The following is a 16929-nucleotide window of genomic DNA, read 5'->3' as shown; positions in this document are numbered from 1 at the left end:
GATTTAGGCGTAGGCTGTTGGAAGGTTCCCGACAGGAGGTTGCTGATGTTTCACGCGATCCTCACCGCGCTGTTGCTGGCAGGCTGGCCCCTGGCCGAAGCCGCCAGCACGCCACCCCGGCTCACTACCCCGGTACCCGGCGCACCCGGTACGCCGACGCCTACGCCATACCCGCAGATAACCCCGAGTACGCCGCCCAAGGCTTATGACAGCCAGCCGGGGGCGCCGCTGTTGCCACCGATGCCGGTGCCCGGGCCGCCGAAGGACCAGCCATTGCCGGGGTTGCGGCCAGAACCGCCGAAACCGGCGGTGGATGATGATTGATATAGCAGACGTGTGTGGCGGTGGTTTTTGGGGCTGCTTTGCAGCCCATCGCGACACTAGGCCGTTTCCACAGATACCGCGCAGGACTCGTGTGGGAGCGGCCTTGTGTCGCGAAAGGGGCGCAAAGCGCCCCTAGCTATCTCAAACGATACCCAGCTCGCCGAATACGAACGCATATTCCAGCGCCACATCCTTCAGCCCTTGGTATCGCCCGCTCATCCCGCCATGCCCTGCGCCCATTTCGGTCTTGAGCAGCAGCAGGTGGTCGTCGGTCTTGCGCGTACGCAACCGCGCCACCCATTTGGCCGCTTCCCAGTACTGCACGCGGCTGTCGTTGTAACCCGCCACCACCAGCATCGCTGGATAGTCCTGGGCCTTTACGTTCTCATAAGGTGCATACGCCTTGATGCGCTCGTAAACCTGCGGTTCCTCTGGGTTGCCCCATTCGTCGTATTCGGTCACGGTCAGCGGTAGCTCGGGGTCGAGCATGGTGTTGAGCACGTCGACGAACGGCACTTCGGCAATCGCGCAGCGGAACAGCTCGGGGCGCAGGTTGAGCACCGTGCCGATCAGCAGGCCGCCGGCGCTGCCGCCGCTGATGGCCAAGCGATCGGCAGCCGTCACGCCTTTGGCGATCAGGTGCTCGGCGCAGGCGATGAAGTCGCTGAAGGTGTTGTGCTTGTACTCCTGCTTGCCCGCGCGGTACCAGGCTTCACCCAGTTCACCGCCGCCGCGCACGTGGGCGATGGCAAAGGCCACGCCACGCTCCAGCAGGCTCAGGCGCGCATGGGAGAACCACGGGTCGAGGCTTTCCCCATAGGCGCCGTAACCGTACAGGTACAGCGGCACGGTCTTGCCCTGGTCGCGGCGACGGCGTACCAGGCTGATCGGCACCTGGGTGCCGTCCGCCGCAGTCGCCCACAGGCGCTCGCTGACATAGTCATCGGCATCGAACGCACCCAGCACCGGGGTTTGCTTGAGCACAACCTGCGCGCCCGTGGCCAGCTCCAGCTGGCGCACCTGGGCCGGGCGATTGAGGGCTTCGTAGCGCAGGCGCACGCGTGTGCTGACGAACTCCAGGCTGTCCTGTACGTACAGGCTGTAGGCGGCGTCGGGTAGCTCGACGCGATAGGCCGACAGCCCCTGCGGGCGTACTTCGATGATTGGCAGGCCGCCTTCACGCAGGCTCAGGGTGAGGGCGCTGGCATTGAGGCTGAGGCCTTCGAGCATGATTGCGTCGCGGTGCGCCACCAGCACCTGCCATTGCTCACGGCCTGGCACTGGCGCGACAGGGGCATGGTAAAGAGCGAAGTTGATGCCGTCCTGGTTGGTACGGATGAACCAGCGCCACTCGCCGTCGAGCTGGCCATGGTCGGGGAAATATTCATGGCCTTCGACACGCGGCGCCAGGCAGGTGAACGGCGCCTGCGGGGTTTCGGCGTCCAGTACCCAGGCTTCGCTGGTGGTCTTGCTGTTCAGCAGCAGCACCAGTTGGCGCTCGGAGCTGGTGCGATAGCAGTGCAGGAAGAAGCGCCCGTCGGGCTCTTCGAACACGGTCTGCACGGCGTCAGTGCCCAGGGTGTGGCGATGCAGGCGCCATGGCCGATGGGTGTCGTCCAGTTCGGCGAAGAACAGCGTTTGGCTGTCGTTGGCCCAGGTCAGGCTGCCGTCGCAGTCGTCGAAGGGCAGGGGCGTGACGCTGCCACTGGCCAAGTCCTTGACGTACAGGGTGTAGATTTCGTCGCCGCTGGTGTCGAGGCTGTAGGCCAGCAGGCGGTGGTCGGGGCTGACGTTGAACGCCCCCAGCGACAGGAAGCCGCCATTGGCCAGGGCGTTGGGGTCGAGCAGCAGTTGCTCCTGGCTTTCATCGACGGTGTTCGAATCGTCGGCAGGGCGTGGGCAGCGGTAGTGACGTGGGTACTCGTCGCCGGCGGTGGTGCGGGTGTAGTACAGGTAGGGGCCCCAGGGCGACGGCAGCGACAGGTCGGTTTCCAGGATGCGACCCTTGATCTCTTCGAACAACTGCTCACGCAACGCTGCCTGGTCGGCCAGGCAGGCTTCCTGGTAGGCGTTTTCGGCTTGCAGGTAGGCGAGTACCTCGGGGGTGTCGCGCTGTTGCAGCCAGGCGTACGGGTCGGCGGCGTTATCGGCGTGGGCGATGGGCGGCTGAGGCTTGTTGGGCATGGGTGATCTCTTGGCTGGGGACAGGCAAACACTGTCTGCGCCCGGAAAAGTGTTTATCATAGGCATCTCTTTGCCTGGCTTGCACGAACACCATGACCGAGAACGACTACACCTTCGCCTGGGGCCTGTACGCTGTGGCCGCGCTGGGCTGCCTGCTGGTGGGCTTCAAGCTCACCGGCTGGATGTGGCGCTGGCTGCGCGAACCGCTGCGGGTGGTGCTGGCGGTGCTGCTGCTGACGCCGACCATCGTCGACCCGGTAAAGGACAGCTTCGCCCCGGCCATTGCCATCACCGCGTTGGACGTCGCCTTCAAGGTCGGTAACAACGCCTGGCGAGCAGTGTCCGACTTCGCCATGTATGGCTTGATCGCCTTTGGCCTGTATTTCCTCTTCGTGCTGCTGCGCTGGCCGCTTGAAAAACGCGCCCGTGAGCGCCGCGCGCAGGCCGAAGCCGCCGCCAAGCGCCAAGCGGTTGAAGATGATGCAGTCGTTGCCCATGCGCCGCTGGCCGCTGAGCGCGGCGACCGTTACCGTGACGCCCCGCCCCCAGCCGCCCCGCGTGGCGGTGGCCGGGTCGAGCCCCGTCTGTAAACGGAGACACGCCTATGTGTGAACTGCTGGGCATGAGTGCCAACGTCCCTACCGACATCGTTTTCAGCTTCACAGGCCTGATGCAGCGCGGTGGGCGCACCGGCCCTCACCGTGATGGCTGGGGTATCGGCTTTTACGAAGGCCGTGGCCTGCGCCTGTTCCAGGACCCAGCCGCGAGCAGCGAATCGGAAGTGGCCAACCTGGTGCAGCGCTACCCGATCAAGAGCGAAGTGGTGATCGGTCATATCCGCCAGGCCAACGTCGGCAAGGTGTGCCTGTCCAACACCCACCCGTTCGTGCGGGAAATGTGGGGGCGCAACTGGTGCTTCGCGCACAACGGCCAGTTGGGCGACTTCAAGGGCCAGGCCAGCTTCTACCGGCCGGTCGGTGATACCGACAGCGAGGCGGCTTTCTGCGACCTGCTCAACCGCATTCGCAGTGCCTTTCCAGAGCCGGTGCCGGTGGAACAGCTGCTGCCGGTGCTGGTCGAAGCCTGTGCGGGTTACCGTGGGCAGGGCGTGTTCAACTGCATGCTCAGTGACGGCGACTGGCTGTTCTGCTTCTGCTCGACCAAGCTGGTGCACATCACCCGGCGAGCGCCGTTTGGCGCTGCACGCTTGAAAGATGTCGACCTGATCGTTGATTTCCATACCGAAACCACCCCCAACGACGTGGTCACGGTGATCGCCACCGAGGCCCTGACCGAAAACGAGACCTGGCACCGCTACGAGCCGGGTCAGTGGGCGCTGTGGCGCCACGGCGAATGCGTGGCGCACGGCCAAAGCTAAGGACGCTGCATGTTCAGAAGTTACCTGCGGTTGCTGCTGTTCACCTTCGGCCTGCTGGCCGGCATTCAGGTCCCGGGGCTGGTCAAGGACTATAGCCAGCGGGTCGAGGCGCACCTGTTCGAGTCGCGCGAGGCGCTCGACGGGTTTCGGCAAACGGCTGAGCGCTTTTTCAAAGGCGACCTGCAGGCGTTGCTGCAGCATTACCGCAGCAGTGACGACCCGGTGTTCAACAGTGATGCCAACAGCATCGAAAGCCTGATGATCCGCAACGAACTGCTGGAAAACGAATGGCAGGCGCTGCAAGGGCCGTGGGCCGAGCGTACCTGGCATGTGCTGGTGCAGGCCGACCCGCAGTTGCGCGAAGAAACCCTCAATGGTTACAGCTACCAGATTTTGCTGGTGCCCGAGGCGATTGGCTGGGGCGTTGGCGCAGGGTTTGTGCTGGCCTTTGTGGTCGAAAGCCTGTTGCTGGGGATTGGCTGGGTGATCCTGGGTGGGCGGCGCAGGGCGGTGAAAGAAAGCTGGCGCTAAGCTGCGCGCAGCGCCCCCTGGGCTTTAGCAATGATGCCTAGATTGTCGGGCCGGCGACACTCTCTGGCTCCATGACCTGCAGGCCGTGGCCGGGCCTCTCATGCGAACGCAGTCGTCAGGACAAGGCGGTCGCATGAAAGCCATGTTGTAATTGGAGAAGGAAACTGCATTTCATCACGTTTTGTCCGTGGATGATTTAGCAATATCCAAGAACTCAAAATTGCAGGATAGTTTGAACTTGGATGTTTCCTTGTTTGTTTTGGGAGGGGCATTTTTCAGGGGGGCGGGCATGTCTGGCGTCCTGCTGTGCTCAGCCTCGAAACTGCCAGAAACATCGGTAATCTTGAGGTTTCCCATTTTTGTATCAAACTTTACTGTTCCAACCATGCTGCCGGCAATCATGCCGTCATAAATGCATTTGACGAAGATATTATTGTTGAAATCGCTGGTCGAGTAAACTCCATCCGGAAGTCCTTTTTTTATAGATACGACGACGCGATCAAACGGTTTGTCTAGAATGGCGACACCTCTCCAATAGTTCGCATCACTGATAGTTAAATATACATCGATAGGTTTGAGAGGCGCTTCTCGTCCGAGTGGCCATTTCATCTTGCCTTTGAACTTTCCGGGGTGGCTGTCGGATGATTTGGGCTCACCGTAAAATGGATCCTCAAGCAGTTGCCGTTCACTTTTCATGATCGTTCACTCTACGCTGGTGTGCAGTAGTTGCACGAACGGTAAACTACGCGGCATAACCCGAATTTACTACTGGCAGAATTATCAGGTGCGGAGTTTGGCGTTTTCTCTGCTGGAACCGCCAGTTCAATCGTTTCCACAGGACTTGGGTGGCAGCCATTCACGGGATGAGAACCGTATGCGGTGGTCCAAAAACCACGCTGGTCGTATCAGAAGAGCATTATCCGCTGCCCCCCCACATCCCGCGCATACGCTTCCAGCACCTGTCGACAAACCCCAACCACCTCATCCACCAACGCCACCCCGGTCTGCCACGCCACCACCAGCTCCAGGCTCGGCGGCGGTTGCAGCCCCTCCAGCAGCACCAACTCACCCCGGCCCAGCTCGGCATCCACCAGCGCTGGGGGCAATGCGCCAATGCCAAAACCGTCGCGCAACAGCCGGGTGATCGCCGCCACCGAGTTCACGCAGTTCAACCGCGGCGCTTCTGCGCCCGCAGCTTGCAGCAGGCTCAGCACCTCTTGGTGCGGCCGTGAGTTCTTCGAGAAGGTGATGATGCGCTCGCGACCAAGCTCGGCCAGCGAGGCATAGTCCCGGTGCTGGTGCGAGCCGGCAGCCACTACCCAGCCCATCGGGTAGCGCGCCAGGTCGAGGCTGCGGATGGACTGCTCGCGCAGCAAGTCGGTCTGCAGAATCACGTCGAGAAAACCCTTTTGCAACTGCTCGCGCAGGTTCAGCGCGGTGTCGGCCACCAGCTCGATTTCCACCTGTGGGTAGCGCTCGGTCAGTTCCGCCACCAGCGCGCTCATCCAGGTGTGGATTACCGTGTCCATCACGCCAATACGAATTCGCCCGACCTTGGCCCGGTCGCTGTCCAGCGACTGCTTCATGGCCTTGGCGGTTTCCAGCATGCGCTCGGCATATTCCAGCACCTTGCCACCTTCCGGGGTCAGGCTGACACCCCGGGAATCGCGCAGCAGCAGTTTTACGCCCAGGTCGGCCTCCAGCGCGGCAATGCGGCTGGACACCGAGGCCTGGGTGGTGAACAGCTTTTGCGCCGTCAGGCGGAAGCTTTTGAGCCGGGCGACCCAGACGAAGGTTTCGAGGAAGCGAAGGTTCATGATCAGTTTTTCTTGTTCCAGACCGGCGGTTTTTATCGTTGGACTCAAGCGTCGCGGCCTCTGAACAATGGTGCCCAGGCCGCGACGCTTTATGTCGCCCATAAAACAATACCAACAAGCCGAGGCATCCATGAACCCCACCGGCGTGCAGCAGCAGGTCAGTTCCCCCCCTTCGTCCGGGCCCTTCGCCTGGTACCGCGACATCGACAAACAGCAACGGCGCACCTTCTGGAGCTGCAAGATCGGCTATGGCCTGGACGGCATGGACACGCAGATGCTCAGCTTCGTCATCCCCACGCTGATCATGCTGTGGGGCATCACCACCACCGAAGCCGGGTTGATCCACACCAGCACGCTGATCGCCTCGGCCGTGGGTGGCTGGGTGGCCGGTATTCTTTCCGACCGCATCGGCCGGGTACGCACCCTGCAGTTGACGGTGCTGTGGTTCGCCTTCTTCACCTTCCTGTGCGGCTTCGCCCAGAACTATGAGCAACTGCTGATCGCCCGCACCTTGATGGGCTTTGGTTTCGGCGGCGAATGGACCGCCGGTGCGGTGTTGATCGGCGAAGTGATCCGTGCTCAGGACCGAGGCAAGGCGGTTGGCATGGTGCAGTCCGGCTGGGCCATCGGCTGGGGCCTCACGGCGATTCTCTATGCGCTGCTGTTCTCATGGTTGCCGCCAGAGCAGGCCTGGCGTGCACTGTTCCTGCTGGGGCTGGTACCGGCGATCTTCGTGATTTTCGTTCGCCGCCTGGTCAAGGACCCCGAGGTATACCGCGAGGCCAAGTCGGTGGAAAACGCCGAGGCACCTTCGCACTTCTACGAAATCTTCGCACCGGGCATGCTCTGGACCACTGTACGTGCGTCCCTGCTGACCACTGGCGCACTGGGTGGGTACTACGCCATCACCTCGTGGCTGCCGACCTTCCTCAAGAACGAGCGCGGTCTGAGCGTGCTGGGCACGGGTGGCTACCTGGCCATGGTGATCGTCGGCTCGTACGTGGGTTATGTGGTCAGCGCGTACTTGTCCGACCTGCTGGGGCGCAAGAAGAACTTCATCCTGTTCGCCGTGGGCTCGTTCGTCATCGTGCTGCTGTACACGCAGATGCCGGTCAGCGATGGGGTGATGCTGTGGCTGGGCTTCCCGCTGGGCTTCTTCGCATCGGGTATCTTCAGCGGCATGGGCGCATTCCTGACCGAACTGTTCCCCACGCGCATCCGGGGTTCGGGGCAGGGTTTCTGCTACAACATCGGCAAAGTCATTGCGGCGCTGTTCCCATTGCTGATCGGCATGCTCGGCCAGAACGTGCCCCTGGGCCTGGGTATCGGCGTGTTTTCTGCGGTGTCCTACGGCATTGTGATCGTGGCCGCCTTGAGCCTGCCGGAAACACGCGGCAAACAGCTGCTGGCGCGGTAAGGTAGGCCTATGAACAACAACAAGGGAGACCGCGTGGTGGAACGCCTGCTACTCAATTGCGACATGGGCGAGAGTTTCGGCAGCTGGCGCATGGGCCTGGATGCCGAGGTCATGCCTTATATCGATTGCGCCAATATCGCCTGCGGCTACCACGCTGGCGACCCCAGCATCATGCGCCGCACCGTGGCTTTGGCGTTGGAGCACGGCGTGACCATCGGTGCGCACCCGGCCTACCCGGACCTGGTCGGCTTCGGCCGCCGCTCCATGGCCTGCAGCCCCGAGGAAATCCGCGACCTGCTGCACTACCAGATCGGTGCGCTGGACGGCATCTGCAAAGTGCTGGGTGGCCGCGTGGCCTACGTGAAGCCCCATGGTGCGCTGTACAACGACATGATGGCCGACCCGCTCAAACTGCGCACGGTGCTGGAGGCCGTGGCAGCCTACGACAGCACCCTGCCGCTGATGTTGATGGCCACCGCCGACAACCGGGCCGCCCAGGCCTTGGGCGATGAAATCGGCGTACCGCTGTGGTTCGAGGCGTTCGCTGACCGCGCCTACACCGCCAGCGGCCACTTGGTATCGCGCCGCTTGCCGGGTGCGGTGCATCACGACCCGGCGCTGGTGGTGGAGCAAGCCGTGCGCCTGGCCCGTGGTGACACACTGGTAGCGGACGATGGTAGCGCCCTGCGCCTGCAGGCAAGCACGCTGTGCGTACATGGCGATAACGACAGCTCGGTGGCGGCGGTGCGGCAGATACGCCAGGCCCTCGATGCCTTGGAGCCGCGATGAAAGCGCGCATTGAAGTGGTGGCCATCGACAGCCTGATGGTGCGCTTGTTCGACCGTATCGACGAGGCCAACATGCCGTGGATGCTTGCAGCCAGCCAGCGTTTGAGTGCAGCGTTCGGCGAGCATCTGCTGGACCTGGTGCCGTCCTACACCACGCTGATGGTGCAGTTCGCCCTGCCGCCTGGCGAGGCGAGGGCACTGATTGATCAGGCGCTGGAAGGTTTGCAGCCCGACGCCGGCGGCGGCGGGCGCCGACATGAGATCCCGGTGTGGTACGACGCCAGTGTCGGCCCTGAACTGCCTGTGCTGGCGGCCCGTAGCGGGTTGACTGAAGCCGAGGTTGTTCACTTGCACAGCGAACGTGATTACCCGGTTTTTGCTTTGGGGTTCGCCCCCGGTTTCGGTTTCATGGGCCTGGTGGACGAACGCCTGGCCAGCCCACGCCTGAGCACCCCGCGCAAGCGGGTGGCGGCGGGTAGCGTGGGCATTGCCGAGCGCCAGACGGCGGCGTATCCGGCGGTATCGCCGGGTGGCTGGAACCTGATCGGGCGTACCCCGGTGCGCTTGTTCGACCGAGAGCGTGAGGGCTACAGCCTGTTGCAACCGGGTGATCGGGTGCGTTTCGTGCCGGTTTCGCGTAGTGAGTTCCTGGCCTTGGGCGGTGATGTGGAGGCGCAAGGATGACGCAGTTGAAGATCGAGGCCAGTACGCCGTTGTGTCAGTTGCAGGACGCCGGGCGTTTCGGCGTGCGCCATCTGGGGGTAACCCAGGGCGGCGCGTTGGACTGGGTGGCGATGCACTGGGCCAACTGGCTGCTGGGCAACCCGTTGGCGGCACCGGTGGTCGAGGTGGCGCTGGGGGGCTTTTGCGTGGTGGCCGAACAGGATTGTGTGCTGGCGCTGGCCGGTGCCGACCTGGACGCGCGCGTCGATGATCAGCCGATCGCACCTTGGCGCAGCTTTGCCCTGGGCCAGGGGCAGCGCCTGACCCTGAAGCAGCCCAGGCAGGGTGTGCGGGCATACCTGGCGGCACCGGGTGGGTTCATGGGCGAGGATGTACTGGGCAGTTGTGCCACGGTGGTCCGTGAAGAACTGGGTGGCATCGATGGCCAGGGTGCCGCGTTGGCTAAAGGCCAGGCATTAAGTTTCACCGGCAGCGATGCAACCCTGCGCGAGGTGCCGCACGCACTGCGTCCACAGTACCCGCAAAAGCCTGTACTTGACCTGGTGATGGGCGCGCAGATCGGTGAATTCAGCGGTACCAGCCTGTTCGAGGCCTTCAACCGGGAGTGGACACTGGACAGCCGGGCGGACCGCATGGGTATCCGTCTGTTGGGGCCGCAGCTGGTCTATCAGGGTGCACCGATGATTTCCGAAGGGATACCGCTGGGGGCGGTGCAGGTACCGCCGGATGGGCAGCCGATCGTGTTGCTCAATGACCGGCAGACCATTGGCGGTTATCCGCGGCTGGGGGCGTTGACGCCGTTGGCGCTGGCGCAGCTGGCGCAGTGCATGCCAGGGGCGGTGGTGCGGTTCAAGGCGGTGGTGCAGGACGAGGCTTGGCGGGAGCACCAGGTTTACCTGGACCGTTGGCGGTGAGGCTGCCAGCCCTTTCGCGGTAAACCCGCGAAAGGGCCCATAAAGGCTGCATCACTTGGACAGATACCGCATCCCTTCCTCCAACCCCTGCAAGGTCAACGGGTACATCTTGTCCTCGATCAAGTCCCTCACCAGATGGGTCGAAGCCGTGTAATCCCAAGCTTGCTTCGGATACGGGTTGATCCAGATGATCTTCCTGAATTTCTCCATGAACCGCTGCATCCACACGTACCCGGCCTCTTCGTTCCAGTGCTCCACGCTGCCACCTGGCTGGGTGATTTCGTAGGGCGCCATGGCCGCGTCGCCGACGAAAATCACTTTGTAGTCGTCGCCATACTTGTGCAGCAGGTCGAAGGTGGAATACCGCTCCGAGGTGCGGCGCAGGTTGTTCTTCCACACCGACTCGTAGAGGAAGTTGTGGAAGTAGTAGTACTCCAGGTGCTTGAACTCGGTTTTACAGGCTGAGAACAGCTCTTCGCAGACCTTGATGTGGGCGTCCATCGAGCCGCCGATATCGAACAGCAACAGCAGCTTGACGGTGTTGCGCCGTTCCGGGCGCATCTGGATGTTCAGCAACCCTGCGTCACGCGCGGTGTGGTCGATGGTGCCGTCGATGTCCAGCTCTTCGGCGGCGCCTTCACGGGCGAACTTGCGCAGCCGGCGCAGGGCCAGCTTGATGTTGCGTGTGCCCAGTTCCACCTGATCGTCGAGGTTCTTGTACTCGCGCTGGTCCCACACCTTTACCGCTTTGCCTTGGCGTTTACCGGCCTCGCCAACGCGAATGCCTTCGGGGTTGAAACCGCCGAGCCGAACGGGCTGGTGCCGCCGGTACCGATCCACTTGTTGCCGCCAGCGTGGCGTTCCTTTTGCTCTTCAAGGCGTTTCTTGAATGCCTCGATCAGCTTGTCCAGGCCGCCCAGCGACTGGATCTGCGCGCGTTCCTCCTCGCTCAGCGAGCGCTCGAACTCCTTGCGCAGCCAGTCTTCGGGGATCAGTGCCTCGATATGCCGGTCGAGGTTTTCCAGGCCTTTGAAGTAGGCGGCAAAGGCCCGGTCGAACTTGTCGAAATGGCGTTCGTCCTTCACCAGGATGGCGCGGGCGAGGTAGTAGAATTCGTCCATGTCGGCGAACACCACGTGCTTTTGCAGGGCCTGATGCAGGTCCAGCAACTCGCGTACCGATACCGGCACCTTGGCCGCACGCATTTCATTGAACAGGTTGAGCAGCATGGCCCGGCTCCTGTCAGCGGTTGCCGCGCCGGCTCATGAAGGCCAGGCGCTCGAGCAGTTGCACGTCCTGCTCGTTCTTCACCAGCGCACCGGCCAGCGGCGGAATGGCCTTGGTCGGGTCGCGTTCGCGCAACACCGCTTCACCGATATTGTCGGCCATCAGCAACTTGAGCCAGTCGACCAGCTCGGAGGTGGACGGCTTTTTCTTCAGGCCCGGCACTTTGCGTACGTCGAAGAACACATCCAGCGCCTCACTGACCAGCGACTGGCTGATGTTCGGGTAATGCACGTCGACGATCTGCTGCAAGGTGGTGCGGTCGGGGAAGGCAATGTAGTGGAAGAAGCAGCGGCGCAGGAAAGCGTCCGGCAGCTCTTTTTCGTTGTTCGAGGTAATGATGATGATCGGGCGTTGCTTGGCCTTGATGGTCTCGTCGATTTCGTAGACGTAGAACTCCATCTTGTCGAGTTCTTGCAGCAGGTCGTTGGGGAACTCGATGTCGGCCTTGTCGATTTCGTCGATCAGCAGAATCACCCGCTCTTCGGCCTCGAAGGCCTCCCACAGCTTGCCCTTTTTCAGGTAATTGCGCACATCGTGCACCTTGTCCACGCCCAACTGCGAATCGCGCAGGCGGCTGACTGCGTCGTACTCGTACAGCCCTTGGTGGGCCTTGGTGGTGGACTTGATGTGCCAGGTGATCAGGCGAGCGCCGAACGAGGCGGCCAACTGCTCGGCGAGCATGGTCTTGCCGGTGCCCGGTTCACCCTTGACCAGCAGCGGGCGTTCGAGGGTGATAGCCGCATTTACCGCCAGTTTCAGGTCGTCTGTGGCGACGTAGTCGCGGGTGCCTTCGAACTTCATCGGTTTGTCCTCTGTTGTAAGCCTGTACAGGCCTCTTCGCGGGTAAACCCGCTCCTACACAGAACGGCGCAAGCTTGAGGGCTGCGCGGTCCTGTGCAGGAGCGGGTTTACCCGCGAAGAGGCCGGTACAGGCAACACATGAATTTATTTGTCACCGACTATAACGCGGGGTTAGGCAACTGAAAACGCAGACCGGGTATTCAGTCCCTGAATGCCCCGTCACGCCGACTCAGTCGGCATCCGGCGCCCCCCGCTCATACCGGGCATTGAACGCCTGGATAAACCCGTTGCGCAGGATCTGCAAGAACGCCTCGAAGGCGCTGATATCCTGCTTGTGCACGCTGCCACTGAGTTCCACGCGGGTGGCGAACTGGTTTTTCGGCTGGTTCTTCAGGACCGTCTCGGTCGCACCCACCAAGGCCTCCCACACCGAGCGGAAGAAGCCCTTGTCCTTTTTTTCGACGTCCTGTTGCCAGTCGAACACGTCGACATCGCGCAGCAGCGGCTTTATATAGCCATTTAGCCGGCCGTTTTCCGCCTGGGCCTCGATCACCACGTCACCATGCCCGGCATTGAAGTCGAACTTGCCATAGGCGCTGGCAAAATCATTCAGTTTGCGCAGTTCGATGCCGGTAGCGCGAAGCCTGAATTTGAAGTCATCGAAATCACTGAACGGGTCGAAGGTGGCACGGCTTTCTACCTTCGCATCGCCCGCGATGAGCGCCGTACCTTCGAAACTCGCATCGCGACGGCCTTTTTTGTCGCGAACATTGGTCAGGTTGCGGATGTTGGCGTTCAGTTGTGTGGCCTTGAGGTCGACCGGTGGTTTGGAGTTGAAGTTGCGGAAGGTCAGCACGCCGTTGTCGATTCGCACTTCGTTGAGGGTGATGGGCAGCAGTTTTTCCAGCTGCTGGCGCCAGTCGGTGCCCCGGCCCGTCTGCGATGCCTGTTTGCTGCCACCGTCGACGAAATTCAGCTCGGGGCGCACGAAGGTCACTTCGGCCACCACCGCTTTGTCGTACCACAGCGAACGCCAACTCACCGAAAGGTCGATCAGCGGCGCGTCGAGAAACGGTACCGGCACCTTGCCGCTGGTCTTGACGATTTTCAGGCCATTGATCTGGTATGCGCCGCGCCACCAGGCCAGGTCCACATCGGCTACCTGGCCGCGGTAGTCACCCATGTCGGCCAGTTTGTCGTTCAGGTAGTCGCGCACCAGGTAGGGCAGGGCCAGGTGCAGGGCAACCAGCAGCACGATCAGGCTGCCCAGGCCCAACAGCGGCCAGCGATAACGGGCTCTCATCGGAGCGTCTCCAAGGCAGGATGTGCGGTTGACCGCGACGCGCCCCGCTGAGTTCGAACAGGCTTTACGGGCCATCGGCCGGGGCTTACCCTTGAGGTCTTTCCCTGCTTTTTTTTCATGCCAAGGACCCCTGCCATGAGCCGTATCTTTGCAGACAACGCCCATTCCATCGGCAACACGCCGTTGGTGCAGATCAACCGCATCGCCCCTCGCGGTGTGACCATCCTTGCCAAGATCGAAGGGCGCAACCCAGGTTATTCGGTCAAATGCCGCATCGGCGCGAACATGGTCTGGGACGCCGAGAGCAGCGGCAAGCTCAAGCCGGGCATGACCATCGTCGAGCCTACCTCGGGCAACACCGGTATCGGCCTGGCCTTCGTTGCCGCTGCCCGTGGCTACAAGCTGATGCTGACCATGCCCGCTTCGATGAGCCTGGAGCGCCGCAAGGTGCTGAAGGCGCTGGGCGCCGAACTGGTGCTGACCGACCCGGCCAAGGGCATGAAGGGCGCCATCGAGAAGGCCAACGAAATCGTCGCCTCCGACCCCGCCCAGTACTTCCTGCCGGGCCAGTTCGAAAACCCGGCCAACCCGGCCATCCACGAAAAGACCACAGGACCGGAGATCTGGAACGATACCGACGGTGCGGTTGACGTGCTGGTGGCGGGCGTGGGTACCGGTGGCACCATCACCGGTGTATCGCGCTACATCAAGCACACCCAGGGCAAGGCGATCCTCTCGGTGGCCGTGGAACCCGTTTCGTCGCCGCTGATTACCCAGACCCTGGCCGGCGAAGAACTCAAGCCCAGCCCGCACAAAATCCAGGGCATTGGCGCCGGTTTCGTGCCGAAAAACCTCGACTTGTCGATCGTCGACCAAGTGGCGACGGTGACCGACGAAGAGTCCAAGGCCATGGCCATTCGCCTGATGCAGGAAGAGGGCATCCTGTGCGGCATTTCTTGCGGTGCGGCCATGGCGGCGGCCGTGCGCCTGGCCGAAAAGCCGGAAATGCAAGGTAAGACCATCGTCGTAATCCTGCCCGATTCGGGCGAGCGTTACCTGTCGAGCATGCTGTTCAGCGACCTGTTCAGCGAGCAGGAAAACCAGCAATAATCGGCGTTGCCGCTGATCCGGCGCAAGGTTGGGCGGCCTGGTTTATTGCAAAATCTTCATCAATGCGATCCCGCCCGGGTTGTTTTTACCTCGGCGGGATCGGTTTATGATGGCAGGATGATTTTTTGGAGAGCAGGCCGCGCAGCCCTGGCTCTTCCCCAAGGAGTGAAAGCATGACCTTTTCCTTTGCAGCCAAGGCGGGTGTCTTGCTGGTGTTTTTCGGCAGCGTGCTGTTCGTGCACCTGCGCGGCAAGGCCCGCCTGCCGGTGTTGCGCCAGTTCGTCAACCATTCGGCGTTGTTCGCCCCCTACAACGCGTTGATGTACCTGTTTTCCGGCGTGCCGTCCAAACCCTACCTGGACCGCCAGCGCTTCCCAGAACTGGACGTGCTGAAAGACAACTGGCAGGAGATCCGCGAAGAGGCCATGCGCCTGTTCGACGAGGGCTATATCCGCGCCGCCGAAAAGGACAACGACGCAGGCTTTGGCTCGTTCTTCAAGAAGGGCTGGAAGCGCTTTTACCTGAAGTGGTACGACAAACCCCTGCCGTCGGCCGAAGCTTTGTGCCCGCGCACGGTCGAGCTGGTCAGCAGCATCCCCAACGTCAAAGGCGCGATGTTCGCCCTGCTGCCCGGCGGCAGCCACCTGAACCCGCACCGCGACCCATTCGCAGGCTCGCTGCGCTACCACCTGGGCCTGTCCACGCCCAACTCCGACGCCTGCCGCATTTACGTGGATGGCCAGGAATACGCCTGGCGTGATGGCGAAGACGTGATGTTCGACGAAACGTACGTGCACTGGGTCAAGAACGAAACTGACGTTACGCGGGTGATCCTGTTCTGCGACATCGAGCGCCCACTGAGCAGCCCGCTGATGACCCGCATCAACCGCCAGGTCAGTGCCTTCCTCGGCCGTGCCACCGCGCCGCAGAACACCGACGACGAGCGCGTGGGTGGGATCAACCAGGCGTATGCCTGGAGCAAGCGCTTCAGCAACAAGATCAGCAGCCACGTGAAGCAGTTCAAGCGCGCCAACCCCAAGGCCTACCGCGTGCTGCGGCCGGTGCTGGCGGTGGTGGTGGCTTACGCACTGTACCGCTGGTTGTTCTGATTGCGGCCTGCGTAGAGCGCCAGATTGATGGGGCGCTCTACGTACAGGAACCTTCAGCCAAGCCCTTCCAGCAAGCCATCAGCGCGGACCAGATCGACGATTACCTGCTCATCTACCGCGTATACGCCCCGTGATGCCCTCCACACCAGATGCTTGTCCTGCAAGGCGATGAGCGCTTGCTGAACCCCCGGCACCTCGGCCTTGATTTCGCTTTCCTGCACACCCGCCCGTTCCATCGCTTTGGCGTACAGTGCCAGGGTTGGGGCCTCAAACGGTGCGTATTCATTACCCTTTACGCACATGACGCGTAGAACGGCGGATTGAATCGGAGTGAGGCTGTGGATCACCTTTTTCAGGTTCGCGTTAAGGTCATTGGCTTGCGCCTGAACAAGCTCTCGGAACCGTGCCGGTACGGCTTCGGGCTCGATGCTGAAGTCGAAGCGTATTTCATCTGCTGCCGCGCCCAGTAACTCAGGGCGGTAGCCGCTTTCTTTGAACAGTTGGAACACCTCTACCGGGTCGAGTGCGCAGGGGAGATCGATGTTGGCGCAAAGCCAGTCGATGAAGTCCTGATCCAGCGTTGGGAACTGCACCATCGCAGCGCCGAAGAACGCCTGATCTTTGCTATTGCGCAGCATGGCCAGTTTGTCCCGGTTCGAGCCCGTGCAAACGATGCGCAACCCATGGTGCTTCGAGCTGTTGAGTTCGTCCCGGGCCGCTTTGAGGGCGAACAAGGCTGCTATTCCCTGGTCGGTCGTGATTGCATGTTGCGCCTCGTCGATGATCAGCACGATGATCTTGCGTGATTCGTCGGAGAGCGCGACCAGCGCACTGGTGAGATCGACATCTTGCCCCAGCCCGATCTTGTCCACGCTGAAATTCAGGCCACCTACGGTTACCTTCTCCATGCCAGTGGACTTTGCCAGCCGCGTAATGAAGCCTTCGTTACGCCCGAGCGCCTCACGCACGGTTTCCACGATGACTTGGCCTGGGTCTTTGGTCAGGTCTTTCCAGAGGTCGGCGTACAGCACGATTGCCTGCGCAGCTTCGAGAGCGGGTCGAAGGTCTTCGCGTGCAAAGGTGGATTTACCGGTACGCCTGGGGGCCGCCAGAAACACCCCCGAGCTTGCTGCACTGCCCACGGCAACTTGCATGATCAATTTCGACAGCCGCGATGCTAGCGCTGGGCGGTGATAGACGGTTTCCGGCATTACGGCCTCCCATACAGCTTTATAGTCAATTATAGAGTGATTATAGAGCTATTATAGGCCGTATGAGAGGC

General features: G+C 61.9%; 16 protein-coding genes and 1 pseudogene. 10 read left to right on the top strand and 7 right to left on the bottom strand.

From position 1 onward, the window contains the following. Positions 1-45 precede the first annotated feature (45 nt). Positions 46-324 (top strand): hypothetical protein, encoded by a 279-nt coding sequence (locus AB5975_02470; GenBank protein ID XDR20836.1) that lies wholly within the window; start codon positions 46-48, stop codon positions 322-324. A gap of 141 nt (positions 325-465) precedes the next feature. Here AB5975_02470 and AB5975_02465 read toward each other — a convergent pair whose 3' ends face one another. After that, the gene (locus AB5975_02465) at positions 466-2508 is read right to left on the bottom strand and encodes a S9 family peptidase (GenBank protein XDR20835.1); all 2043 of its coding nucleotides are present in this window, start codon (positions 2506-2508) and stop codon (positions 466-468) included. A gap of 92 nt (positions 2509-2600) precedes the next feature. Between AB5975_02465 and AB5975_02460 the strand changes: the two genes are divergently transcribed. Genes AB5975_02460 through AB5975_02450 form a run of 3 tightly spaced genes read left to right on the top strand, consistent with a single transcriptional unit; the run spans position 2601 to position 4417 of the window. Next, on the top strand, positions 2601-3098 hold the full coding sequence (locus tag AB5975_02460; protein ID XDR20834.1) for an MFS transporter: 498 nt from the start codon (positions 2601-2603) through the stop codon (positions 3096-3098). Between the two features lie 14 nt (positions 3099-3112). Next, entirely contained in the window at positions 3113-3886 is a 774-nt protein-coding gene (locus AB5975_02455) for a class II glutamine amidotransferase (GenBank protein ID XDR20833.1), read from the top strand. 9 nt (positions 3887-3895) lie between these two features. After that, a complete protein-coding gene (locus AB5975_02450) occupies positions 3896-4417 on the top strand; it encodes a DUF2937 family protein (GenBank protein XDR20832.1) in 522 nt (173 codons plus the stop codon). Positions 4418-4591: 174 nt separating this feature from the next. On the opposite strand, the gene AB5975_02445 is transcribed toward AB5975_02450, so the two are convergent. Together AB5975_02445 and AB5975_02440 are read right to left on the bottom strand one after the other, a co-directional pair. Continuing rightward, a complete protein-coding gene (locus tag AB5975_02445; protein ID XDR20831.1) occupies positions 4592-5113 on the bottom strand; it encodes a hypothetical protein in 522 nt (173 codons plus the stop codon). A gap of 209 nt (positions 5114-5322) precedes the next feature. After that, entirely contained in the window at positions 5323-6234 is a 912-nt protein-coding gene (locus tag AB5975_02440; GenBank protein XDR20830.1) for a LysR family transcriptional regulator, read from the bottom strand. Positions 6235-6364: 130 nt separating this feature from the next. Between AB5975_02440 and AB5975_02435 the strand changes: the two genes are divergently transcribed. The 4 genes from AB5975_02435 to AB5975_02420 are packed head-to-tail and all read left to right on the top strand — an operon-like array spanning position 6365 to position 10037. Next, positions 6365-7651 carry an MFS transporter gene (locus tag AB5975_02435; GenBank protein ID XDR20829.1) on the top strand — a complete coding sequence of 429 codons (1287 nt, stop codon included), beginning with the start codon at positions 6365-6367 and terminating at the stop codon, positions 7649-7651. 9 nt (positions 7652-7660) lie between these two features. Beyond that, entirely contained in the window at positions 7661-8440 is a 780-nt protein-coding gene (locus tag AB5975_02430) for a 5-oxoprolinase subunit PxpA (protein ID XDR20828.1), read from the top strand. Further along, entirely contained in the window at positions 8437-9123 is a 687-nt protein-coding gene (gene pxpB, locus AB5975_02425; GenBank protein XDR20827.1) for a 5-oxoprolinase subunit PxpB, read from the top strand. Before AB5975_02430 ends, pxpB begins: the two co-directional genes overlap by 4 nt. Next, on the top strand, positions 9120-10037 hold the full coding sequence (locus AB5975_02420) for a biotin-dependent carboxyltransferase family protein (protein ID XDR20826.1): 918 nt from the start codon (positions 9120-9122) through the stop codon (positions 10035-10037). Before pxpB ends, AB5975_02420 begins: the two co-directional genes overlap by 4 nt. Positions 10038-10088: 51 nt before the next feature. Here AB5975_02420 and AB5975_02415 read toward each other — a convergent pair. From AB5975_02415 to AB5975_02405, 3 genes and pseudogenes are all read right to left on the bottom strand, one after another. Next, a pseudogene (locus tag AB5975_02415) lies at positions 10089-11266 on the bottom strand (VWA domain-containing protein). Positions 11267-11279: 13 nt separating this feature from the next. Continuing rightward, positions 11280-12125: an AAA family ATPase gene (locus AB5975_02410; protein XDR20825.1), complete on the bottom strand. Its 846-nt coding sequence runs from the start codon at positions 12123-12125 to the stop codon at positions 11280-11282. A gap of 229 nt (positions 12126-12354) precedes the next feature. Continuing rightward, positions 12355-13428, bottom strand: a complete 1074-nt coding sequence (locus AB5975_02405; protein ID XDR20824.1) for a DUF748 domain-containing protein — start codon at positions 13426-13428, stop codon at positions 12355-12357. Positions 13429-13563: 135 nt separating this feature from the next. Between AB5975_02405 and cysK the strand changes: the two genes are divergently transcribed. Together cysK and AB5975_02395 are read left to right on the top strand one after the other, a co-directional pair. After that, positions 13564-14538 carry a cysteine synthase A gene (gene cysK / locus AB5975_02400; protein ID XDR20823.1) on the top strand — a complete coding sequence of 325 codons (975 nt, stop codon included), beginning with the start codon at positions 13564-13566 and terminating at the stop codon, positions 14536-14538. Positions 14539-14711: 173 nt separating this feature from the next. After that, positions 14712-15647 (top strand): aspartyl/asparaginyl beta-hydroxylase domain-containing protein, encoded by a 936-nt coding sequence (locus AB5975_02395; GenBank protein XDR20822.1) that lies wholly within the window; start codon positions 14712-14714, stop codon positions 15645-15647. Positions 15648-15700: 53 nt separating this feature from the next. On the opposite strand, the gene AB5975_02390 is transcribed toward AB5975_02395, so the two are convergent. Beyond that, a complete protein-coding gene (locus AB5975_02390) occupies positions 15701-16858 on the bottom strand; it encodes an ATP-binding protein (protein ID XDR20821.1) in 1158 nt (385 codons plus the stop codon). Positions 16859-16929 lie beyond the last annotated feature (71 nt).

This window comes from Pseudomonas putida (assembly GCA_041071465.1).
In the GTDB taxonomy this organism is placed as follows: Bacteria; Pseudomonadota; Gammaproteobacteria; order Pseudomonadales; family Pseudomonadaceae; genus Aquipseudomonas; species Aquipseudomonas putida_P.
Note: the sequence above shows the minus strand (reverse complement) of the source record. Positions and strands in the feature narration are given on the sequence as shown.